Raw genomic sequence first — 20,708 nt, forward strand, 5'->3', positions numbered from 1 at the left:
GGATCGAACAGCGCAGCTAGGCGTTCCCCACGCGGAATTGGAGGGACGCAATGAGCCTGGACAGCCTGATGATCCGTAGCGCCAACCTGTTGGGCGCGCCGTTGAAGGACGCTTCCGGCAAGAAGCTCGGCACGATCCGCGAGATCTATTTCGAGCGCGACACCGGCCAGGCTCGGTTCGTGGCGCTGGAGTTCGGAGGGCTGTTCGGCGCGAGCGGCAAGTTCCACCCGATCCCCTGGCGGGCGCTGCGCTATGACGAGGCCTCGGACAGCTACCTCACCGATCTGGGCAAGGACCTGCTGAAGAACAGTCCGGGCTATGATCGCGATCAGATGAACGACACAGCTTACGGCTGGAGCGAACAGGCCGAACGCTACTTCCGGGTCGATCCGGTCTAGCCGCCCTCGGGCGGCCGCCGCATCTACCTTAACAAGGGGTTGCGGGAGAAAATTGAGGCCGCGTGAGCGTTTTCTCAACCATGGCGCGCCACGATGGCCGTCATGGCGTCGATCGACGAACACGTTCTGACCGCGGGCCCTGGCTGGAAGCCGCTGGGTTTCGATGTGCTGCGCTTTGCGCGGTTCCTGACCGTCGGCGGCCTGGCGGCCGGCACGAACTTCGGTTCGCGCTTCGCTTGGAGCCTGGTGCTGCCGTTCGAGGCGGCGGTGATCTGCGCCTACGCCACGGGCATGGCGGTCGCCTTCGTGCTGTTCCGGCTGCTGGTGTTCCCGGGCTCGCCGCTGCCGATCGGCGTGCAGGCGCGCAACTTCGCGATCGTCAACGCGATCGGCGCGACCCTGACCTTCCTGACCGCGACGCTGCTGGTGCGCGGCGTGTTTCCGATGATCGGCTTCACTTGGCACGCCGAGACCATCGGCCACGCCCTGGCGATCGCCGTGCCGGTCGCGACCAGCTGGGTCGGCCACCGCCGCTTCACGTTCGCGCGCGCCGGCTGACCTTTACGTTTCCCTTATGCGCGGCGGGCGCGTCCCGTCTCGAACCCTGACGCTTGAGGAGCGCACTCTCCTGGCCTGAACTGGCTATGGAGGCGCTGTCATGGCGGATCTCATCTTTCTCGGTCTCGGCGCGGGGGCGTTCGCCCTGTTCGCGCTGATGGCCGCTGGATTGAGGCGCATCTGAAGATGCTCGTCGATCTCCTCTGGGCGGGCGGCGCGATCGCCGTGGCCGTCTACATGCTCGCCGCGCTGCTGCGCCCCGAGCGCTTCTGACGGATCACTGACATGACTTGGCAAGGATGGGCGGAGATCGCCCTGACGCTGGCCGTGGCCATAGGGCTCGGCTGGCCTATAGGCGTCTACATGTCCCGGGTCTGGAACGGGGAACGCACCTGGCTCGACCCGGTGCTGCGGCCGGTCGAGCGGCTGGTCTACGCCGGCTGCGGCGTCGACGCGAACAAGAGCCAGACCTGGTTCGGCTACGCCGCCGCGCTGCTGGCCTTCAACGCCGCGGGCTTCGTCCTGGTCTATGCCATCCTGCGGCTGCAGGGCGGCCTGCCGCTGAACCCGCAGGGCTTCGGCGGGGTCAGCGAGCACCTGGCGTTCAACACCGCCGTCAGCTTCGTGACCAACACCAACTGGCAGTCCTATGGCGGCGAGACGACCATGTCTCAGTTCAGCCAGATGGCCGCGCTGACGGTGCAGAACTTCGTGTCCGCGGCCACCGGCGCGACCATCGCCGCGGCCCTGGCGCGCGGCTTCATCGGCCATCGCAGCGAAGGCGTCGGCAACTTCTGGGCCGACCTGACCCGCACCACGCTCTACGTGCTGCTGCCGGCCTCGATCGTGCTGGCGCTGACCCTGGTCGCGCTGGGCGTGCCCCAGACCCTGGCGGCTTCGGCCCAGGCCGCGACGCTAGAAGGCGGCGAGCAAAAGCTGTCGCTGTTCGCGGTCGCCAGCCAACTGGCGATCAAGCAGCTCGGCATCAACGGCGGCGGGATCTTCAACGTCAATTCCGCCCACCCGTTCGAGAACCCGACGCCGCTGACCAATTTCCTGACCGCGGTGTCGATCAATGTGATGGGCTGGGCTGCGTTCTTCGCCTTCGGTCGTTCGGCCAAGGCGTTCAAGGACCTGCGAGCCTTGGTCGCCGCCGCCGCCGTGCTGCTGTCGCTGGGCGCATCCGGCGTCTATCTGGCCGAAACTCAGCGCCCCCCGGCCCTGGTCGCCGCGCACGTCGACGCCAGCGCCAACATGGAGGGCAAGGAGGTCCGCTTCGGCCCGGCCGCCTCGGCCGCCTGGACTGCCCAGACCACCGGCGCCTCCAACGGCTCGGTCAACGCCATGCACGGCAGCTACATGCCGCTGGGCGGCGGGATCGCGATGTTCCTGATGATGCTGGGCGAGATTCTGCCCGGCGGCATCGGCTCGGGCGTGGCGATCATGGTCGTGATGGCGCTGCTGGCGGTGTTCGTCGCCGGGCTGATGGTCGGGCGCACGCCCGAGTACCTGGGCAAGAAGGTCGAGGCCAAGGAGATCAAGCTGGCCATGCTGGCGGTGCTGGTCGTGCCGCTGTCGATGCTCGGCTTCTCGGCCATCGCCGCGGTGCTGCCCGAGGCGCTCAAGGGCCTGCTGAACCATGGCCCGCACGGACTGTCGGAGATCCTCTACGCCTACGTCTCGACCACGGCGAACAACGGCTCGGCCTTCGCCGGCCTGACCGCCAACGCGCCGTGGTGGAACACCACCCTGGGCCTGGCCATGCTGATGGGCCGCTTCGTGCCGATCGTCGCCGTGCTGGCCATCGCCGGCTCGCTGGTCGCCAAGCCCAAGCTGGCCCCGTCCGCCGGCACCCTGCCCACCGACAGCGGCCAGTTCGTCGGCCTGCTGATCGGCGTGATCCTCATCCTCGGCGGGCTGCAGTTCTTCCCGGCCCTCGCGCTTGGTCCCATCGTCGAGCACTTCCAGGTGCTCGACGTCCTGGCCGGCCGCTAACCCTAGGCGTCAGCACATGACCGCATCCTATGCACCGCAAGGCGAGGACCGCCGCAAGGCCTCGACCCTCGCCACCAGCCTCTCCGCCCCGCTGCTCGCCCGCGCCGCCCGCGACGCGGCGGTCAAGCTCGATCCGCGCAAGCTGACCGGCAATCCGGTGATCTTCGCCACCTGGATCGTGGCGCTGCTGGCCAGCGCCTCGGCGATCAACGAGATCGTCGCCGGACGTCCGTTCGGCTTCGAGATCCAGATCGCGCTCTGGCTCTGGGCCACCGTGCTCTTCGCCAACCTGGCCGAGAGCGTCGCCGAGGGCCGTGGCAAGGCGGCCGCCGACTCCCTGCGCGCCTCGCGCGTCACCACCAAGGCCAAGCTGATCGTCGATCCGGCGACCGGCACCATCGTCCCCACCCCGGCCCACAAGTTGGGCGTCGGCGAGATCGTCCTGGTCGAGGCCGGCGACGTGATCCCCGCCGACGGCGAGATCATCGAGGGCGTCGCCTCGGTCAACGAAGCCGCCATCACCGGCGAGTCCGCCCCGGTGATCCGCGAAAGCGGCGGCGACCGCTCCGCCGTCACCGGCGGCACCACCGTCGTCTCCGACTGGATCAAGGTGCGGATCACCTCGGAGGCCGGGCAGACCTTCCTCGACCGCATGATCGCCATGGTCGAGGGCGCCGACCGCCGCAAGACGCCCAACGAGATCGCCCTGGCCGTGCTGCTGGCCGGCCTGACCCTGATTTTCCTAATCGCGGTGACGACCTTGCTGGGGCTGGGCAGGTTCTCGGGCGTCCAGCTCTCGCCGATGGTGCTGGGCGCGCTGTTCATCACCCTGATCCCGACCACGATCGGCGGGCTGTTGTCGGCCGTCGGCATCGCCGGCATGGACCGGCTACTGAAGGTCAACGTGCTGGCGACCTCCGGCCGCGCCGTCGAGGCGGCCGGCGACGTCGACACCCTGCTGCTCGACAAGACCGGCACCATCACCTTCGGCAACCGCATGGCCACCGAAGTGATCGCCGCGCCTGGCGTGCGCCCCGAGGCGGCGATGCGCGCCACCCTGATGGCCTCGCTCGGCGACGAGACGCCGGAAGGCCGCTCGATCGTCGACCTGGCCCGTGGCGAAGGCCTGGATCTCGAAGCCCCTCATGGCGCGAGCATCATCCCGTTCAGCGCCACCACCCGTCAGTCCGGCCTCGACGCCGACGGCCAGTCCTGGCGCAAGGGCGCGGTCGATGCGGTGGTGCGCGGCCTGGGGCTTTCGCCTGACCAGATCCCGGCCGACCTGTCGGCGGCGGTGGACCGCATCGCCCGCTCGGGCGGCACCCCGCTGGCGGTCAGCGAGAACGGCGCCCTGGTCGGGGTGATCCACCTGAAGGACGTAGTGAAGCCCAATGTGAAGGAGCGGTTCGCCGACCTGCGCCGCATGGGCCTGCGCACGGTGATGATCACCGGCGACAACCCGGTCACCGCCGCCGCCATCGCCTCCGAAGCCGGCGTCGACGACTTCCTGGCCGAAGCCACGCCCGAGGACAAGCTACGGCTGATCCGCGAGGAACAGGCCAAGGGCCGGCTGGTCGCCATGTGCGGCGACGGGGCCAACGACGCCCCTGCCCTGGCGCAGTCCGACGTCGGCGTGGCCATGCAGACCGGCGCCCAGGCCGCCCGCGAGGCCGGCAACATGGTCGACCTGGACAGCGACCCGACCAAGGTCATCGAGATCGTCGAGGTCGGAAAGCAGATGCTGATCACCCGCGGCGCGCTGACCACCTTCTCGATCGCCAACGACGTGGCCAAGTACTTCGCGATCATCCCGGCGATGTTCGTGGTCGCCCTGCCCAGCCTGGGCGCGCTGAACATCATGAACCTCCACAGCCCGCAGAGCGCGATCCTGTCGGCGGTGATCTTCAACGCCCTGATCATCGTGGCGCTGATCCCGCTGGCGCTGCGCGGCGTGCGCTACCGGGCGATCGGCGCGGCCAAGCTGCTGTCGCGCAACCTGCTGCTCTATGGCCTGGGCGGCCTCATCGCCCCGTTCGCCGGCATCAAGCTGATCGACCTCGCGATCTCCGGGCTGGGGCTCGCCTGATGCTGCTGCGTGAAACCCTCGTCTCGCTGGGGCTGATCGCCCTGCTCTTCGCCTGCGCCTTCCTGGGCGCGGCGCTCTAGGACCGCAAAGCCATGCCCTCCCTCATTCGTCCCGCCGTCGTTTCGATGGCCTTCTTCACCCTACTGCTGGGCCTGGCCTACCCGCTGCTGATCACCGGCGTCGGCCAGGCGGCCTTCCCGCGCCAGGCCAATGGCAGCCTCGTTCTCGAAGGCGGCAAGGTGGTCGGCTCCGAACTGGTCGGCCAGAACTTCGCGCAGCCGCAGTACCTCCACCCGCGCCCGTCGGCGGCCGGCGCCGAGGGCTATGACGCCAGCGCATCGTCGGGTTCCAACCTCGGCCCGCTGAACCCGGATCTGGCCAAGCAGGTCGCCGAGCGCGCCGACGCCCTGCGCGCCGAAGGCGTCAAGGGGACGATCCCGGCCGACGCGGTCACCGCCTCGGGCTCGGGCCTCGACCCCGACGTCTCGCCGCAGTACGCGATGCTGCAGGCCGAGCGCATCGCCACGGCCCGCGGCGTCGATCCGGCCCGGGTGCGGGCGCTGTTGCAGAGCCATGTGGAAGGGCGCACCTTCGGCATCCTCGGCCAGCCGAGGGTCAATGTGCTGATGACCAACCTCGCCCTCGACGCCCGCTTCCCGCCCCCGACCCCATGAGCACGGACGAACCCAGACGGCCGGACCCGGACGCCCTGCTGGCGGCGACCAAACAGCCGGGCCGAGGACGCCTGAAGGTGTTCCTCGGCATGTCCCCCGGGGTCGGCAAGACCTTCGAGATGCTGCGCGCCGCTCGCCGCCGAAAGGCGGAGGGCGACGACGTCGTTGTCGGGGTGGTCGAGACCCATGGCCGGCGCGAGACCCAGTCCCTGCTGCGCGGGCTGGAGGTGATGGCCCGCCGACCGATCGAGTACCGCGAGCGCACGCTGCTGGAGTTCGACCTGGACGGCGCCCTGGCGCGGCGGCCGCAACTGCTGCTGGTCGACGAATACGCCCATTCGAACACGCCGAGTTCGCGCCACGCCAAGCGCTGGCAGGACGTCGAGGAGCTGCTGGCCGCCGGGATCGACGTCTGGACGACGCTGAACGTCCAGCATCTGGAGAGCCTGCGCGAGGTGATCTGGAAGATCACCGGCGTGCGCCAGCGCGAAACGGTGCCCGACAGCGCCCTCTCGCGGGCTGACGAGATCGAGCTGATCGACATCACCCCCTCCGAGCTGCGCGAACGGATGGCCGAGGGAAAGGTCTATATCGGCGACACCGCGCGGCTGGCGGCCGAGCGGTTCTTCAAGCCCGAAAACCTGACCGCGCTGCGCGAACTGGCCCTGCGCCGCGCCGCCCAGACGGTCGACGACCAGCTGATCGGGGCGATGAAGGCCGCCGGCGTCGAGGGCCCCTGGGCGGCGGGCGAGCGGATCCTGGTTCTGGTCGGCCCAGACGGGTCGGCTGGGGCGTTGGTGCGGACCGGCCGGCGGCTGTCGGACATGATGATGGACGCGCCCTGGACGGTGGCGCATGTCGAGCGGCCGAACGCCCCGCCCTCGCCGGCCGGCGGCCAGGCGCGGCTGAACGAAGCCCTGAAGCTGGCCGAGCAGCTGGGCGCGACGAGCGTGGTGCTGACCGGCGACGACCTGGTCGCCAGCGTGCTCGACTACGCCCGGCGCAACAACGTCACCCAGATCGTGGTCGGCAAGTCGGGACGCCGTCGCCGCAACCCGTTCCGCCGCTCGCTGATCCGCGCCCTGCTGGACGAGGCCCAGGGCGCGGCGCTGCACGTGGTGACCGAACAGGGCGAGCCCGAGGCGGCCCCGGCGCGGCATGCAGCCCCGCTGCGGGCCTGGCCCTGGATCGGACACGCGACCGCCATCGCGATGGTCGTGGTCGCCGCCCTGCTGGCCAGCGTCACGTTCCAGGTGGCCGAGACCGCCAACCTGGCGATGATCTTCATGCTCAGCGTGCTGGTCAGCGGCCTGGCGTTCGGGCTGTGGCCGGCGCTGACGGCGGCGACGCTGAGCGCCTTCATCTACAATTTCTTCTTCCTGGAGCCGCGACTGACGGTGCGTATCGGCCACCCGGCCGACATGCTGACCTTCGGGGTGTTCTTCGCCGTGGCCTTGACCACCGGCTGGCTGACCGGTCGCATTCGCGACCAGGCGCGAGCGGTGGCGCAGCGGGCCTCGGCGATCTCGGCGCTGCTGGCCGCCAGCCGCCGCCTGTCATCGGCGGCCAAGCAGGACACTGCGGCCCAGGCCCTGGCCGAGCAACTGGCGGCCGCCACCAGCGGCGCGGCCGTGGTGCTGACGCCGGAGCGCGACGACCTGGCCCTCACCGCCGCCTCGCCGGCGCTGGAGGCCCTGGCGCCCGGCGACATGGCCGCAGCTCGCTGGGCCTGGGAAAAGGGCGAGCCGGCCGGGGCCGGCACCGGCACCCTGCCCAACAGCGCCTGGACGTTCCGGCCGCTGCAGGGGGTCAAGGCCCGGGCCGGCGTCGCGGGCGTCGAGCTCAAGGCGCTGGCCGCCGAGGACAACGAGCGGTTTGTCGCCGCCTTGCTCGATCAGGGCGCTGTGGCGCTGGAGCGGGCCGAGTTCGCCGCCCAGGCGGCCGACGCCGAGGCTCTGCGCCGCACCGACCGCCTGCGTGGGGCGCTGCTCAACTCGGTCAGCCACGACCTGCGCACGCCGCTGTCGACGGTGCTGGGCTCGGTCACGACGCTTCTGGATTATGGAAAGTCGTTGAAACCCAATGTCCAACACGACCTTCTTCAGTCCATTCGCGAGGAGGCCGAACGGCTGAACCGCTATGTCGGCGACCTGCTGGACATGACACGGCTGGAGGGTGGCGCCCTGGTCACCCGCCGCGAGTGGGTCGACATCCGCGACGTGCTGCGCGCCGCCGTCGAGCGCGTGCAGCGGCGGCTGGACAAGCGCAGCGTAGCGCGCGACTTCCCTGCCCAGCTGTCGATGGTCAAGGCTGACGCGTCGCTGCTGGAGCAGGCCCTGGTGAACATCCTCGAGAACGCGATCGCCTACAGCCCGGACGGCTCGGCCATCGAGGTCGCCGCCTACGAGGACCGCGGCAACGTGGTGATCTCCATCGAGGACGAGGGCCGCGGCATCCCCACCGAGGAGCTGGAGCGGGTGTTCGAGAAGTTCCGCCGCATGGAGGAAGCCACCGACCGCGGAAAGGGCGCGGGGCTGGGGCTGGCGATCTCCAAGGGGTTCGTCGAGGCGATGGGCGGGCGGATCGCCGCCGCCAGCCCGATCCATGACGGTCGCGGCACCCGCATCCTGATCAGCCTGCCCAAGGAGCACGTCATGCCGGGGCACATGCTGTGAGCGCCAGCCGTCCCCGCATCCTGGTCATCGACGACGAGCCGCAGATCCACCGGTTCCTGCAGCCGGCGCTGGAGGCGGCAGGCTACGAGCCGGTGCGCGCCGACACCGCCGCCGACGGCCTGAAGGAGATCGCCCGCAAGGCGCCCGACGCCGTGGTGCTGGACCTCGGCCTGCCCGACTTCGACGGCAAGGAGGCCCTGACCCGCGCGCGCGCCTTCTACGACGGCCCGATCATCGTGCTCTCGGCCCGCGACAAGGAGACCGAGAAGATCGACACCCTCGACATGGGCGCCGACGACTATGTCGAAAAGCCTTTCGGTGTCGGCGAGTTGCTGGCGCGTCTTCGCGTCGCGCTGCGCCACCGACTGAGGTCAGCCGGGGCCGAACCGGTGGTCACGGCGGGCGACCTGACCGTGGACCTCATCAAGCGACTGGTGACCCGCGGCGGGCATGCCATCCGTCTGTCTCCCAAGGAGTACGACCTGCTGGCACAGCTGGTCGCTGGCGGCGGCAAGGTGGTCACCCACCGCCAGCTGCTGACCGCCGTCTGGGGACCGGCGCACGAGGCCGACGTGCAGTACCTGCGGGTGTTCGTCGCCCAGTTGCGTCAGAAGGTCGAGCCGGACCCGGCGGCGCCGACCCTGATCACCACCGAGCCGGGGGTCGGCTACCGCTGGACCGGCTGAAGCGCGCGGCGCTTGGTCAGGGCCAACAGCCCGTCATAGGGGATGGCCGGGATCTCCCGCAGCCGCATCCGCCACCACGCGCCCCAGCCCATCTGGCGCGGACCGGCCAGCACCGAACCATCGACGCTGGCGACCTCCAGGGCCGCAAAGCACAGCCGCGTGCGCGGGGTGTGATAGCTGTCGGTGCAGACGATCACCCCCGCCAGGCCATGGGCGCGGACGTATCGCGCAGCGGCGACCACAGTCTGCAGCGTATCCAGGCTGTCCTCGTCCAGCACCATCCGCGCGGCCGGCAAGCCCATGGCGCTCAGCCGCTCAGCCATGATCGAAGCCTCGGACGGGCCGTAGCGGCCGACGCCGCCCGAGCAGAACACCAGGCTCGCAGGATGGGCTTGGGCCAGCCGAAAGCCGCCCTTGATCCGGCGAAGCAGGGCTGGGCTGGCGCTGCCGTCCGGACGGACGGCGGCGCCAAGAATGACGATGAGAGGATCAGGCACCGCCGGAGAATGGCGACGCCCGCACGTCGGCGCTAGGCCCCGGCGTTCATCGGCGGGCGGTATTCTTCCAGCAGGTCTTCCTGCTCGGCCAGACGCACGGCGCTGCGCACATTCAGGCGCGTCAGCACGTCGGCGTCGTCGCCATAGGTGTCGCGGGCATAGGCGAGCTGCTCGCGCCAGGCGATCCGCGCCAAGCTGTCCGTCTCGCCGACGAACAGGATGTCCACGCCGCGATCCGCAGGCTTGCAGATGACGTAGTTCGCGCCGGCCGGCGGCAGGACGCGATCCTCCTCCAGAACCGAGTACCGGTAGAGGGCGCCGGACTTTCCAGCGATCTCGAAGTGACGACGGGTCAACCCACGCTCCCGACTGATAGGCATATGTTCAGGGGGCGGACTGAGCCGCCCCGGCCCTCTTAGGGCCTGCGACTTGGGCGAAATCTTGGCCGCCGCCTGCGACCTAGGATCACCTTGTCGCGAGACGCGTTCGATAGGCTGGCGCCACGGAACAACCTTCGCCATAAGGCGTTCGGCGTGTTGAGACGGCTCTGGTAGGTTCAAGCTTGAGGCGTTTAGACTCAAGCGGACGCTAGCTGAAGAGGCCCGACGCGAGCCGATGGAACGACCCGCCGATTTCAGCGTGATGGAGGCCGATGGCGGCCGCCGGGCGGTCCTCTCTGGCGATTGGACGGCCACGGCCGCGGGCGACGCCGTCAGCCGCCTAGTGGCCGCTGTCCGCGGCGAGAACCTCTCCGGGATCGACCTGACGACGATCCGCCGGCTCGACACCGCTGGCGCCTACGGCATCCTGCGCGCGGTCGCCGATAACCCCGTCGCCAACCACATCGACGCGCGCCCCGAGACCCTTCGCCTGCTGGATCTGGTCGCCGCGGCGGCCCGGGACAAGCCGACCCAACGCCAGGAGCCGCGCGGCTTCTACGAACTGGCGATCCGCACCGGACGCGGGGTGTTCAACCTCGGCACCGAGATCTTCGAAACCATGGTGTTCGTCGGCCACCTGCTGGTGGTCGTCGGCCGTACGGTCATCAATCCGGCGCGGATCCGCTGGGCGGCCTGCGTCTCGCTGGCCGAGCGCGCCGGCCTCGACGCTATTCCGATCGTCACCCTGACATCGTTCTTCATCGGCGCCGTCGTCGGTCTGCTGGGCGCGAACATGCTGCGCCAGTTCGGGGCGGAGGTGTTCGCCGTCGAGTTGATCGGCATCGCCGTGTTCCGCGAGTTCAACATCCTGATCACGGCGATCCTGCTGGCCGGCCGCTCGGCTTCGGCCTTCGCCGCCGAGATCGGTTCGATGAAGATGAACCAGGAGGTCGACGCCATGAAGGTGCTGGGCGTCGATCCGTTCGAGGCCCTGGTCTTCCCGCGTTTCGCCGCCCTGCTGGCGATCATTCCGCTGCTGACCTTCGTCGCCACCATCGCCGGGTTGATGGGCGGCCTGCTGGTGACGTGGACCGTGCTCGACCTCGGGCCCTCCTTCTTCCTGCAGCGGATCCTCGACAATGTCGGCGTCACCCACTTCTGGATCGGCCTTTCGAAGGCGCCGATCATGGCCGCAGTGATCGCGGGCATCGGCTGCCGCCAGGGGATGGAAGTCGGCGGCGACGTGGAGTCGCTCGGCCGCCGGGTCACGGCCGCGGTCGTGCACGCGATCTTCGCGATCATCCTGATCGATGCCGTGTTTGCGCTGATCTACATGCAGATTGGTATCTAAGTGGCGGATTTAGCGAACCAATCCCTGCTCGATGACGATGGTCCGGCCATCGAGGTGCGCGGCCTGCGCTCGCAGTTCGGCGACCACGTGGTGCACGAAGATCTCGACCTCACGGTCGAGCGCGGCGAGGTGCTGGGCGTGGTCGGCGGGTCGGGCACCGGCAAGTCCGTGCTGCTCAACTCGATCATCGGCCTGCGCCGCCCTGACGCCGGCACGATCAAGGTGCTGGGCCAGGACATCCAGCGCACCAGCCGCCGCCGCTGGTCGGAGATCGAGCGCAGTTGGGGCGTGCTGTTCCAGCAGGGTGCGTTGTTCTCGAACCTGACCGTGCGCGAGAACGTCGCCGCGCCGATGTACGAGCACACCAAGCTGCCCCGCCGCGTGGTCCACGAACTCGCCGACCTGAAGATCGCCCTGGTCGGGCTGCGCCCTGGCGCTGGCGACCTGAAGCCCGCCGAGCTGTCCGGCGGCATGCGCAAACGCGCCGGCCTGGCCCGGGCGCTGGCCCTGGATCCGCAGCTGCTGTTCCTGGACGAGCCGACCGCCGGCCTCGACCCGATCGGCGCCGGCGCCTTCGACGAGCTGATCCGCGACCTGTCCGACAGCCTCGACCTGACGGTGTTCATGATCACGCACGACCTCGACACGCTCTACTCGATCACCGACCGCGTGGCCGTCCTGGCGGACAAACACGTGGTCGAGGTGGCCCCCGTCGCCGAGCTTGAGCGTTCACAACATCCATGGATCAAAGAGTACTTTCTTGGACCGCGCGGCCGCGCCGCGGCCGAAGCGGCCCATAGAGCCGGGACACCCGCCTGATGGAAAAAGACGCCAACTACGCCCTGGTGGGCTTTTCGACCCTGCTGCTGGTGACCGGCCTGCTGATCTTCGTGGTCTGGCTGGCGCGGCTGAGCTTCGCCCAGGACTACGACCTCTACGACATCATCTTCCAGGGCCCGGTCCGGGGGCTGAGCCAGGGCGGCGAAGTCCACTTCAACGGCATCAAGGTCGGCGAAGTGACCAAGATCCAGCTCGATCCAGCCGATCCCAACCGCGTCATCGCGCGCGCGCGCGTCACCTCCGACGTGCCGATCCGCGTCGACTCCTTTGCGACCCTCGAGCCGCAAGGCATCACCGGCATCAACTATGTGCAGATCACCGCCGGCTCGCCGGCCAAGCGGCTGCTGAAGGACACCGTCGATCCCGGCAAGGTGCCCAAGCTGCGCACCCAGCGCAGCGCGCTGTCGGACCTGTTGGAGGGCGGCGGAACGGTGCTCACCCGCACGGTCGAGGCGCTGGACCGCGTCAACCGCGTGCTGTCCGACCAGAACATCAAGAAGTTCGGGGATGCGGTCGAGGACGCCCAGGCCGTCACCGCCGAACTGCGCGAGCGCAAGGCCCTGATCGCCGACGCTCAGAAGGCGCTGCAGAGCATCGATGCGGCGGCCGCCCAGATCACCGAGCTCACCAAGTCGAGCCAGGAGCTGGTCGATGGCGAAGGCAAGCGCACCCTGGCCAATCTGGCCGACGCGGCCGGCGAAGCGCAGGTCGCGGCCAAGGACATCCGCACCATGGTCGGGCGGCTGGACGGTCCGACCAACGACTTCGCCACCAATGGGCTGCCGCAGCTCACCTCGGCGATCCAGTCCCTGCAGCAGACCGCCGATTCCCTGGATCGGCTGATCCGCGACGTCGAAGCCAACCCCCGCGGCCTGGTCGGCAAGTCCCCGGCCCAGGAGGTCAAGGTCAAGCCATGAACGCCCTGAAGCGCACCCTCCCCGCCCTCGCCCTGGCCGCCTGCGCCGCCCTGCTCGCCGGCTGCATCACCCTGCTGCCAGATGAGAAGCCGGCCCAGCTCTACCGCTTCGACGGCGGCATTCAGCCCGTCGCTGCGAGCCAGGCCACGCCGTTCGCGGTCGCGCGCCTGGGCGGCTCCTTCGTGCAGGCGGCGGCTAACGACCGCATGCTGACCATGACCGGCAGCCAGGCGGCCTATGTCGCCGGCTCCCGCTGGGTCTCGCCGGCCTCGGTGCTGTTCAACGAGGCGTTGTCACGCGCGTTCGACGCCGACGCCGGTCCGGCCCGGCTGTTGACCCGTGGCGACTTCAGCAAGGCCGACTACGTGCTGCGCGTCGACGTCACCCAATTCGAGGCGCAGTACAACCAGGGCGCCAAGGCCGCGCCGGAGATCGTCGTCACGTTGCGGGCGACGCTGACCGGGCCGGACCGCGTGCTGGCCGGCTCACACAATTTCGAGACGCGGGTCCGGGCCGGCGACAACCGCGTCTCGGCGATCGTCGCGGCCTATGACGAGGCGGTCGGTCAGGCTCTGGGCGAGCTGGTCGCCTGGACCAACGCCCGCGGGGCCTAGGCCTCCAGCCCGGCGATGCGCTTGGCGGCGGTGACGGTGTTTTGCAGCAGGCAGGCCACGGTCATCAGGCCGACGCCGCCCGGCACGGGCGTAATGGCCCCGGCGACCGCCGAGGCTTCCTTGTAGGCCACGTCGCCGACCAGCTTGGTCTTGCCCTCGGCGGCCTTGACCGGATCGCGGAACGGCACACGGTTGATGCCGACGTCGATCACCGTCGCGCCCGGCTTGATCCAGTCGGCCTTGATCATCTGAGGACGGCCGACGGCGGCGACCAGGATGTCGGCCTCTCGGCAGACGGCCGCCAGGTCCTGGGTGCGCGAGTGGGCGATGGTCACCGTGCAGTCGGCGGCCAGCAGCAGCTGGGCCACCGGCTTGCCGACCAGCACCGAACGGCCGACGACGACGGCGCGCTTGCCGGTCAGGTCGCCGAGCGTCTCGCGGAGCATGATCATGCAGCCCAGCGGCGTGCAGGGAACCAGCGAGGGCAGTCCCTGGGCCAGACGGCCGGCGTTGACGACGTGCAGGCCGTCGACGTCCTTGGCCGGGTCGATGGTCTCGATGACCGCCTTCTCGTCCAGGCCCTTGGGCAGCGGCAGCTGCACGAGGATGCCGTGGATCGCCGGATCGGCGTTGAGCTGGCGCACCAGGGCCAGCAGCTCGTCCTGGCTGGCGTCGGCCGCCAGGCGGTGGGTCACCGAATGCATGCCGACGGCCTTGGAGTGCTCGCCCTTCGAGCGGACATAGACCTGGCTGGCGGGATCCTCGCCGACCAGCACCACCGCCAGGCCCGGCTGCAGGCCGTGCTGCGCCTTCAGCGCCGCGACCTCTTCCGCGACCTCGGCCCGCAGGCGCTCGGCCGTGACCTTGCCGTCGATGATCTGGGCTTGGGACATGCGCTCTCCTGGGGTCGGAACTGGCGCAGCCACTACCCGTTCAGCCTGCGCCGCGCAATGCGGCGGGAGTACGCCGGATGAGCAGCAAGGTCACCCAGGTCTTCACCCGGTTCGCCACCGACATTTCCCGGCTGACCGGCCGGCCGCTCACATTCGTGGCCTGCTGCGCCCTGGTGATCGCCTGGGCGGCGAGCGGGCCGTTGTTCGGGTTTTCGGACACCTGGCAGTTGGTGATCAACACCTCGACCACCATCGTGACCTTCCTCATGGTGTTCCTGATCCAGAACACCCAGAACCGCGACAACAACGCCCTGCACGCCAAGCTGGACGAGCTGATCCGGGTGACGAAGGCGCATAACTCGTTCATAGGCATAGAGAATTTGCCGGACGAGGAGCTCGAGGAAATCCTCACCGAGCTGGATGAAGTGTCGACAAGGGTGCGGGAGGAAGCCGGCACCCCGACCCATCAGCGCAGCCGGCGCAAGGCGGCCAAGCCCGCCTCCGGCAGCAAGGGCGCGCCTAGCGGCGCAGCCAGGCGGCCAGCGCCCACGCGTGGGAATCGTGCCGCAGCGAAGCGATCGCATCCAGCGGCGAAAGCCAAATAAGCGTGTGATCTTCCTCGACTTTCAGCGCCGGCTCCTCGGCGACGAGATCGAGGACGAAGAAGACGCTGCGGTTGTTCCAGGCCTCGCCCTCGGTGTTGACGAAGTACTGGTCGGCCAGGGCGAACGACTCGCGGACCGTGACCTTGAGCCCCGCCTCCTCGCCGAATTCCCGCGCTGCGCCCTCTTCGGGCGTTTCGCCCGGATCGACGCCGCCGCCGGGCAGGTCGATCCAGCTCGCACCGTCAGGTTTTTCGATCCGGACCGCAGCAATCTGCCCGTCGCGTTCGAGGATCCCGAACGCCGCCGGCCGGTCGGCATAGGTCGGCCCGGCCCTGCGATCACCGAACTGGGGCACGGCGCGCACCGGTCAGTCCTTGCCGTACAAGGAATCGAAGGGATCGACCTTGCCAGCCAGCACGTCGTCGACGCGCAGCACCGGCCAGCCGACCGTCGCCTTGTCGCTGCCGCGCCAGGCCGAGACGATCATGTCGCGCAGCTCCGACGCGCCGACGGCGAGCCGGGCGGCGGCGAACTCGACGCCGCGGCGATCGCCGGCCGCTAGGCCGCCGGCCTTCTCAAGCTCATAGAGCGGGATCACGTAGGCGCCTGTATCGGTGAGATAATCCACCGTGCGCTTCTCGATCGGGCAGTCGCAGGATTTCAACGGCGCCATCTTTATCGTCACATCGGCAGGTTTGACGTTCTCGAAGACGAACTCGCTCTCGAACGGACCATGGATGCGGGCCGTCGTATAGCCCTTAGGGTTCGGATATTCGCCCCAGCCGTTGTAGTGCACGGTCACGTGCAGCGGCTGCGCGCCGTCGCCGACGAAGTGCGACAGGTCGCCGATGGTCTGCAGGATCTGGGCTTCGCGGCGGACCAGGTCGCGCTTGTACCAGGCCTTGCGCATCGGGTTCTTCTCGCGGGCGGCCATGTAGGTCAGCACCCGCCAATAGCCGAAATCCTTGGTCAGCTGCTGGTGGCGGTCGACGATCGAGTACGGCAGGTAGCCGGCCTTCCAGCTGTCGAGGCTGGCGGCCTGCAGGCCCTTCTCGTAGTCGGCGCGGGTCGCCGGCAGCGGCGTGAAGGACGGGCCGCCGAGCAGCTTGCCGTCTTCGTCGAGGTCGAGGAAGTGCCCGGCGTCGCGGTTGTGGTCATGGATGCGGCCCGCGCCCTTGGAGCGGTCCTGTTCGCGCGAGAGTTCGCCGATGTCGCGCACCGCCGTCGGGGTCCGCAGGAAGGCCGGAACCTCGGCCGGCAGCGCCTGAGCCGCCGCTTCCCCGACCATTCGGTGTCCCATCGCGCCCCAGGCGTGGGCCTGGGCAGGCAGGATGCAGAGCGCGGCGACGGCGGCGAGCAGCGAAGCTTTCATACGACCTCGTTTAGGCGATCTTGAGCGCAGCCTCCACCCGCTTCACCCAGGCTTGGACGCGCGGATACCGGTTCAGGTCGAAGCCGCCCTCGTGGGCGACGCGGGTGTAGGCGACAAGTGCGACGTCCGCGAGACTGAGGGCCTCGCCGACCAGGAAGGACGAGGCCGCCAACCCCTCTTCCAACCGCTGCAGCGCCCCGTTGCCCCGCTCGACCAGCCGGGCCTCGAGCGCGGAAACCGGCTTGCCCGCATAGCGGACCTGGAAGCGGGCGACGGCGACATAGGGTTCGTGGCTGTACTGCTCCCAGAACATCCATTCGAGCATCCGTGCGCGGTCGTAGGCGTCGGCCGGGATCAGGTCGGAACCCTCGGCCAGGTGGATGATGATGGCGTTGGACTGGGCGAGCGGGCGTCCGTCGTCGAGCACCACGACCGGGACCTGGCCGGCCGGATTGAGCGCCAGAAACTCCGCCGTGCGCGACTCGCCGCGCATGATGTCGGTCTCGATCCACTCGAAATGACGGCCAAGATGGTCCGCCGTCCACTTTACCTTCAGGCAGTTTCCGGAGATGGAATCGCCATAGACGCGCATGCCTCAACCCCTTGTTGGCCAACGGGTTGATAGCCTTTCTCGTGCTGCGCTCAAAGCGCTCGTGTCGATATGTCGCGAGCGTCGGCTGTTCACGCGGGGTTGATCTGCCGCTCGGAGTCCGGGTACGAAGACCGCCGCTGCCAAGAACAACGACGAAGGAGCCGCCGTCATGCGACGTCGCCTCGCCGCCCTTGCCGCCCTCCCCTTCTTCTTTGGGCTGTCACAAAGCGCACAAGCCGCGCCTCAATCCGATCCGCTCGGAGACCTGATCGTGTCGGCTCTGACCGGCGCACTGCCGGGCACCCCGGACTTCCGGATGAAGGCCACGCTCTACCATGCCGGCGCCAAGGGCGTGGGCAACCTGGACTCGCTCGGCTGCCGGGTCGTCGCCATGCGCACCGTCGCCGTCGACACCAAGCTCATTCCGCGCCGCACGCGCCTGTTCATCAAGGAAACCGTCGGCCTGCCGATGCCCGACGGCACGAAACACGACGGCTTCTGGTACGCCTCGGACACCGGCGGCGCGATCAAGGGCGAGAAGATCGACCTGTTCACCGGCCACGGCTCGTCCTCGATGCGCCCGCTGATGGCGCTGAACCTCGCCAAGCTCACCGTCGCCAAGGCCGGCGAGTTCAAGGGCTGCCCGCCCGCCTAAACAGGGCGGCGACAGGCCGCATAGCCTGGCTCCCCACACTGTTGGATCATGCTGTCAGGGCGCTGGAACTTCCGGCGCCCTGAGCATTTCAGCGTCCACCGAAGGCCCGCGTACGTGTCCGACATCAGTACGGGCGACATCGTCGAGTGCATCGACGACACGCCCAACCGTCCCGAGAGCCAGATCATGCCCGACCTCGGGGCGCTCTATACGATCACCAACATCCGGGCCGTCGGCGACGGCGCCAGCGTGCGGCTCAAGGAGCTGACGCCCAGCTGCCACCTGGGCGGCGTCTGCGCCTGCGGCGACTGCGGCTGGGACGCCGGCCGCTTCCGCAAGGTCTACCGTCCGAAAGGCGAGTTCATCGCCGCGCTGATGTGCGACGCCCCGGACGAAGCGCCCGAACTGGTCGGCTAGGCCGGCCAGCCCGGGCCGCGGTGCCTACTGCCTGGCCATCGCCGCCTTGAGGTAGGCCTCCGCGGCGGCGGCCTTGTCGGTCAGGTCCTCGCCCGAGACATCGATCAGCACCTTCTTGACCTCGCCGGTGAACCGGAACGGTGAGCGGTACTCGTCGTCCATGATCGGCGAACCGGCGTCGGCGCCGACGCATACGCCGGCGGCGAGGCCCAGCGACATGGGGATCGTGACCGGCAGGTCGCCCTTCCCCACCGCCTTCCCGTCCACATAGAGCGTGATCGCGGCCGGCACGCCCTTGCCCTTGGCCAGATCCGGCTTGCCGGTCGGCTTGAACTCGAAGCTGAAGATGTGCTCGCCTTCGGGGACCGCGCTGTCGGCGACCACCTTGTAGCGGGCGTCGGCGCAGTAGTTGTAGCCGTAGGTCAGCCGGCCGTCCTTGACGTAGAGCACGAACCCGCCGTCGCAGCCGCCCATGGAGAAGAGCGCTCCTTCGGCTCCGCCCTTAGGCACAGCGGCGTGGACCGAGATCGTGTGCTCGACATTGACCAGGGTCGGCGCCGCAAGCAGCGGGACCGTCTGGGTGCCGGGATAGTAGCGGTACTTCGTGCGCCGCTGGGCGATCTGCGGGCGCTCATCGGCGAAGCGCAGCGTCCCGCGGCTGTCGATCGGCAAGACGTCGTACTTGCCGGCCTCGACGTACCACATCCCGATCATGGCGATCAGGCGGTCGCGCTCCTGGTCGGCGAGGTTGTTCGTCTCGGCGAAGTCGGCCTGGAGATTGTAGACCTCCCAGCCCTTGGCATCGAGCTCGGTCAGCTTGTCGTAGGTTATCGGCGCGCCGAACCCGAGGCCGGACTCGGTAAAGGACGGACCTGGCCACGGGCACACCGCGCGCCAGCCGTCGTGATAGAGCGAACGGTGACCGAACATCTCGAAGTACTGTGTGAGATGCAGGGCGGGCGCGGAGGCGTCGTCGAACGACGACTTGAGGCTGAAGCCCTGGATCGGCGACTGAGTGACCCCGCGGATCGAGGCCGGCGGCACGATGCCAAGGCAGTCCAGCACCGTCGGGACCATGTCGATCGCATGGGCGTACTGGCTTCGGATCGCTCCGCGGGCCTTGATGCCCTTGGGCCAAGTGACGATGAACGGATCGGCGGTGCCGCCGCGATAGGTTTCACGCTTCCAGCGCCGGAAGGGCGTGTTGCCCGCGTGCGTCCAGCCCCAGGGGTAGTGGTTGAAGTACTTCGGGCCGCCGAGGTCGTCGATGGCGGCCAGGTTCTGCTCCAGGTTCTCCGGGACGTTGTTGAAGAACTTGCCTTCGTTGACCGACCCGGTCGGCCCGCCCTCGGCGCTGGCGCCGTTGTCCGAGATCACCATGATCAAGGTGTTTTCGTACTCGCCCATCTCCTTCAGGAACGCGATGAGCTCGCCGATGTGGTGGTCGGTGTGTTCGAGAAAGCCCGCGAACACCTCCATCATGCGGGCGTAGAGCCGGCGCTCGTCGGCGGGCAGCTTGCTCCAGTCCTGCACGTCCGGATCATGCCGCGACAGCACCGTGTCCGCGGGGACGATCCCGAGCGCCTTCTGCTGGGCGAAGGTCTTCTCGCGATAGGCGTCCCAGCCGTCGTCGAACTTGCCCTTGTACTTGTCGGCCCACGACTTTGGGACGTGATGGGGCGCGTGCATGGCGCCGGTGCAGAAGTACATGAAGAACGGCTTGTCCGGCGCGACCTGCTTGGCATCGGCGATCATCGCCTTGGCCTTGGCGACCAGGTCCGGCGTCAGGTGGTAGCCCTCTTCCGGCGTGGTTTCGGGCTCGGTCTGCGAATTGTCGCGCACGAGCTCGGGGTAGTATTGGTGCGTGTCGCCGCCGAGGAAGCCGTAGTAGCGCTCAAATCCCCGGCCCAACGGCCAGCGGTCGTAGGGGCCGGCCGCAGACGCCGTCTCGGACGGCGTCAGGTGCCACTTGCCGAGGGCGTAGGTGTTGTAGCCGTTCTGCAGCAGGATCTCCGAGAGGAAGCCGTTCTCGAGCGGGATATGGCCGTTGGCGCCAGGATAGCCTTCCGAACCCTCGGTGATGCACGCCATGGCGTTGGAATGGTGATTGCGGCCGGTGATCATGCAGGATCGCGATGGCGAGCAGAGCGCCGTGGTGTGCATGTTGTTGTAGCGCAGGCCGTCCGCGGCCAAGGCGTTCAGATTCGGTGTCTCGATCGGGCTGCCGAAACATCCCAGGTGTCCGAAGCCGGTGTCGTCGAGGACAATGAAGAGAACGTTCGGCGCGCCGGCCTTCGCCTGCGGCGTCGCCGGCCAAGCCGGCTTGGAAACGTCGAAGGTCCGGCCGATTACGCCGGGAAAGGCCTGGCCGGGTTCGTACTCGGTGAGCGCCATCTGGTTTTCCTCCCTGGGCTGGCATTTGGTCGAAGGCCAACCTGCCCTCGCCTGCCGCACCCTGGCCATCGGGCGTTCCCCGGAGCGGGGGCGCAGCGGGGCTGCACTT

General features: G+C 68.8%; 22 protein-coding genes. 15 read left to right on the plus strand and 7 right to left on the minus strand.

Annotated elements, in window-relative coordinates:
* Positions 1-50 precede the first annotated feature (50 nt).
* The 8 genes from ACSQ2H_RS13455 (at position 51) to ACSQ2H_RS13490 (ending at position 9,072) form a co-directional block, all read left to right on the plus strand.
* Positions 51-398 carry a PRC-barrel domain-containing protein gene (locus tag ACSQ2H_RS13455; protein WP_183769524.1) on the plus strand — a complete coding sequence of 116 codons (348 nt, stop codon included), beginning with the start codon at positions 51-53 and terminating at the stop codon, positions 396-398.
* Between the two features lie 93 nt (positions 399-491).
* A complete protein-coding gene (locus tag ACSQ2H_RS13460; RefSeq protein ID WP_436061896.1) occupies positions 492-956 on the plus strand; it encodes a GtrA family protein in 465 nt (154 codons plus the stop codon).
* A 186-nt stretch (positions 957-1,142) separates the two neighbouring features.
* Entirely contained in the window at positions 1,143-1,229 is an 87-nt protein-coding gene (locus tag ACSQ2H_RS13465) for a potassium-transporting ATPase subunit F (protein ID WP_363223149.1), read from the plus strand.
* 12 nt (positions 1,230-1,241) lie between these two features.
* Positions 1,242-2,951 (plus strand): potassium-transporting ATPase subunit KdpA, encoded by a 1,710-nt coding sequence (kdpA, locus tag ACSQ2H_RS13470; RefSeq protein ID WP_436061897.1) that lies wholly within the window; start codon positions 1,242-1,244, stop codon positions 2,949-2,951.
* Positions 2,952-2,967: 16 nt separating this feature from the next.
* Complete coding sequence (gene kdpB / locus ACSQ2H_RS13475; protein WP_436061898.1) at positions 2,968-5,037, plus strand: potassium-transporting ATPase subunit KdpB; 2,070 nt, start codon at positions 2,968-2,970, stop codon at positions 5,035-5,037.
* 92 nt (positions 5,038-5,129) lie between these two features.
* Entirely contained in the window at positions 5,130-5,711 is a 582-nt protein-coding gene (gene kdpC / locus ACSQ2H_RS13480; protein WP_436061899.1) for a potassium-transporting ATPase subunit KdpC, read from the plus strand.
* Positions 5,708-8,386 carry a DUF4118 domain-containing protein gene (locus ACSQ2H_RS13485; protein ID WP_436061900.1) on the plus strand — a complete coding sequence of 893 codons (2,679 nt, stop codon included), beginning with the start codon at positions 5,708-5,710 and terminating at the stop codon, positions 8,384-8,386. Before kdpC ends, ACSQ2H_RS13485 begins: the two co-directional genes overlap by 4 nt.
* Positions 8,383-9,072 carry a response regulator gene (locus ACSQ2H_RS13490; protein ID WP_436061901.1) on the plus strand — a complete coding sequence of 230 codons (690 nt, stop codon included), beginning with the start codon at positions 8,383-8,385 and terminating at the stop codon, positions 9,070-9,072. Before ACSQ2H_RS13485 ends, ACSQ2H_RS13490 begins: the two co-directional genes overlap by 4 nt.
* Here the strand turns inward: ACSQ2H_RS13490 and ACSQ2H_RS13495 are convergent.
* Both ACSQ2H_RS13495 and ACSQ2H_RS13500 read right to left on the minus strand, forming a co-directional pair.
* The gene (locus ACSQ2H_RS13495) at positions 9,054-9,569 is read right to left on the minus strand and encodes a YdcF family protein (protein ID WP_436061902.1); all 516 of its coding nucleotides are present in this window, start codon (positions 9,567-9,569) and stop codon (positions 9,054-9,056) included. The genes ACSQ2H_RS13490 and ACSQ2H_RS13495 overlap by 19 nt on opposite strands.
* A 32-nt stretch (positions 9,570-9,601) precedes the next feature.
* Positions 9,602-9,925, minus strand: coding sequence for a hypothetical protein (locus ACSQ2H_RS13500; protein WP_436061903.1), 324 nt, complete (start codon positions 9,923-9,925; stop codon positions 9,602-9,604).
* A 259-nt stretch (positions 9,926-10,184) separates the two neighbouring features.
* On the opposite strand from ACSQ2H_RS13500, the gene ACSQ2H_RS13505 reads away from it, so the two are divergent.
* From ACSQ2H_RS13505 to ACSQ2H_RS13520, 4 genes are read left to right on the plus strand one after another with little or no spacing between them, the layout of a single operon-like run.
* The gene (locus ACSQ2H_RS13505) at positions 10,185-11,300 is read left to right on the plus strand and encodes an MlaE family ABC transporter permease (protein WP_436061904.1); all 1,116 of its coding nucleotides are present in this window, start codon (positions 10,185-10,187) and stop codon (positions 11,298-11,300) included.
* Positions 11,301-12,119 carry an ABC transporter ATP-binding protein gene (locus ACSQ2H_RS13510; protein ID WP_436061905.1) on the plus strand — a complete coding sequence of 273 codons (819 nt, stop codon included), beginning with the start codon at positions 11,301-11,303 and terminating at the stop codon, positions 12,117-12,119.
* Positions 12,119-13,057, plus strand: a complete 939-nt coding sequence (locus ACSQ2H_RS13515; protein WP_436061906.1) for an MlaD family protein — start codon at positions 12,119-12,121, stop codon at positions 13,055-13,057. Before ACSQ2H_RS13510 ends, ACSQ2H_RS13515 begins: the two co-directional genes overlap by 1 nt.
* On the plus strand, positions 13,054-13,671 hold the full coding sequence (locus tag ACSQ2H_RS13520; protein WP_436061907.1) for an ABC-type transport auxiliary lipoprotein family protein: 618 nt from the start codon (positions 13,054-13,056) through the stop codon (positions 13,669-13,671). The genes ACSQ2H_RS13515 and ACSQ2H_RS13520 overlap by 4 nt, the downstream gene beginning before the upstream one ends.
* Here ACSQ2H_RS13520 and folD read toward each other — a convergent pair.
* Positions 13,668-14,564, minus strand: coding sequence for a bifunctional methylenetetrahydrofolate dehydrogenase/methenyltetrahydrofolate cyclohydrolase FolD (folD, locus tag ACSQ2H_RS13525; RefSeq protein ID WP_436061908.1), 897 nt, complete (start codon positions 14,562-14,564; stop codon positions 13,668-13,670). The two genes, ACSQ2H_RS13520 and folD, sit on opposite strands and share 4 nt — an antisense overlap.
* Positions 14,565-14,641: 77 nt before the next feature.
* Here folD and ACSQ2H_RS13530 point away from each other — a divergent pair, with 77 nt between their 5' ends.
* Positions 14,642-15,169: a low affinity iron permease family protein gene (locus ACSQ2H_RS13530; RefSeq protein ID WP_436061909.1), complete on the plus strand. Its 528-nt coding sequence runs from the start codon at positions 14,642-14,644 to the stop codon at positions 15,167-15,169.
* Here the strand turns inward: ACSQ2H_RS13530 and ACSQ2H_RS13535 are convergent.
* From ACSQ2H_RS13535 to ACSQ2H_RS13545, 3 genes are read right to left on the minus strand one after another with little or no spacing between them, the layout of a single operon-like run.
* Positions 15,084-15,533 (minus strand): NUDIX domain-containing protein, encoded by a 450-nt coding sequence (locus ACSQ2H_RS13535; RefSeq protein WP_436061910.1) that lies wholly within the window; start codon positions 15,531-15,533, stop codon positions 15,084-15,086. The genes ACSQ2H_RS13530 and ACSQ2H_RS13535 overlap by 86 nt on opposite strands.
* 3 nt (positions 15,534-15,536) lie before the next feature.
* A complete protein-coding gene (locus tag ACSQ2H_RS13540) occupies positions 15,537-16,541 on the minus strand; it encodes a S1/P1 Nuclease (protein ID WP_436061911.1) in 1,005 nt (334 codons plus the stop codon).
* A 10-nt stretch (positions 16,542-16,551) separates the two neighbouring features.
* Positions 16,552-17,133 (minus strand): glutathione S-transferase family protein, encoded by a 582-nt coding sequence (locus ACSQ2H_RS13545; RefSeq protein ID WP_436061912.1) that lies wholly within the window; start codon positions 17,131-17,133, stop codon positions 16,552-16,554.
* A 271-nt stretch (positions 17,134-17,404) separates the two neighbouring features.
* Here ACSQ2H_RS13545 and ACSQ2H_RS13550 point away from each other — a divergent pair, with 271 nt between their 5' ends.
* Together ACSQ2H_RS13550 and ACSQ2H_RS13555 are read left to right on the plus strand one after the other, a co-directional pair.
* The gene (locus tag ACSQ2H_RS13550; RefSeq protein WP_436061913.1) at positions 17,405-17,788 is read left to right on the plus strand and encodes a 3D domain-containing protein; all 384 of its coding nucleotides are present in this window, start codon (positions 17,405-17,407) and stop codon (positions 17,786-17,788) included.
* 114 nt (positions 17,789-17,902) lie between these two features.
* On the plus strand, positions 17,903-18,205 hold the full coding sequence (locus ACSQ2H_RS13555; protein ID WP_436061914.1) for a hypothetical protein: 303 nt from the start codon (positions 17,903-17,905) through the stop codon (positions 18,203-18,205).
* Between the two features lie 24 nt (positions 18,206-18,229).
* Here ACSQ2H_RS13555 and ACSQ2H_RS13560 read toward each other — a convergent pair whose 3' ends face one another.
* Positions 18,230-20,599 carry an arylsulfatase gene (locus tag ACSQ2H_RS13560; protein WP_436061915.1) on the minus strand — a complete coding sequence of 790 codons (2,370 nt, stop codon included), beginning with the start codon at positions 20,597-20,599 and terminating at the stop codon, positions 18,230-18,232.
* Between the last annotated feature and the right edge of the window lie 109 nt (positions 20,600-20,708).

This window comes from Phenylobacterium sp. LjRoot97 (assembly GCF_964254345.1).
GTDB lineage: Bacteria > Pseudomonadota > Alphaproteobacteria > Caulobacterales > Caulobacteraceae > Phenylobacterium.

Excerpts from the sequence above, each read along its gene's own strand:
- kdpC (WP_436061899.1), top strand. The coding sequence starts at position 5,130 with ATGCCCTCCCTCATTCGTCCCGCCGTCGTTTCGATGGCCTTCTTCACC.
- ACSQ2H_RS13460 (WP_436061896.1), top strand. The coding sequence starts at position 492 with ATGGCCGTCATGGCGTCGATCGACGAACACGTTCTGACCGCGGGCCCT.
- ACSQ2H_RS13545 (WP_436061912.1), bottom strand. The coding sequence starts at position 17,133 with ATGCGCGTCTATGGCGATTCCATCTCCGGAAACTGCCTGAAGGTAAAG.
- folD (WP_436061908.1), bottom strand. The coding sequence starts at position 14,564 with ATGTCCCAAGCCCAGATCATCGACGGCAAGGTCACGGCCGAGCGCCTG.
- ACSQ2H_RS13505 (WP_436061904.1), top strand. The coding sequence starts at position 10,185 with ATGGAACGACCCGCCGATTTCAGCGTGATGGAGGCCGATGGCGGCCGC.
- kdpA (WP_436061897.1), top strand. The coding sequence starts at position 1,242 with ATGACTTGGCAAGGATGGGCGGAGATCGCCCTGACGCTGGCCGTGGCC.
- ACSQ2H_RS13455 (WP_183769524.1), top strand. The coding sequence starts at position 51 with ATGAGCCTGGACAGCCTGATGATCCGTAGCGCCAACCTGTTGGGCGCG.
- ACSQ2H_RS13530 (WP_436061909.1), top strand. The coding sequence starts at position 14,642 with ATGAGCAGCAAGGTCACCCAGGTCTTCACCCGGTTCGCCACCGACATT.
- ACSQ2H_RS13485 (WP_436061900.1), top strand. The coding sequence starts at position 5,708 with ATGAGCACGGACGAACCCAGACGGCCGGACCCGGACGCCCTGCTGGCG.
- ACSQ2H_RS13465 (WP_363223149.1), top strand. The coding sequence starts at position 1,143 with ATGCTCGTCGATCTCCTCTGGGCGGGCGGCGCGATCGCCGTGGCCGTC.
- kdpB (WP_436061898.1), top strand. The coding sequence starts at position 2,968 with ATGACCGCATCCTATGCACCGCAAGGCGAGGACCGCCGCAAGGCCTCG.
- ACSQ2H_RS13515 (WP_436061906.1), top strand. The coding sequence starts at position 12,119 with ATGGAAAAAGACGCCAACTACGCCCTGGTGGGCTTTTCGACCCTGCTG.
- ACSQ2H_RS13520 (WP_436061907.1), top strand. The coding sequence starts at position 13,054 with ATGAACGCCCTGAAGCGCACCCTCCCCGCCCTCGCCCTGGCCGCCTGC.
- ACSQ2H_RS13560 (WP_436061915.1), bottom strand. The coding sequence starts at position 20,599 with ATGGCGCTCACCGAGTACGAACCCGGCCAGGCCTTTCCCGGCGTAATC.
- ACSQ2H_RS13540 (WP_436061911.1), bottom strand. The coding sequence starts at position 16,541 with ATGAAAGCTTCGCTGCTCGCCGCCGTCGCCGCGCTCTGCATCCTGCCT.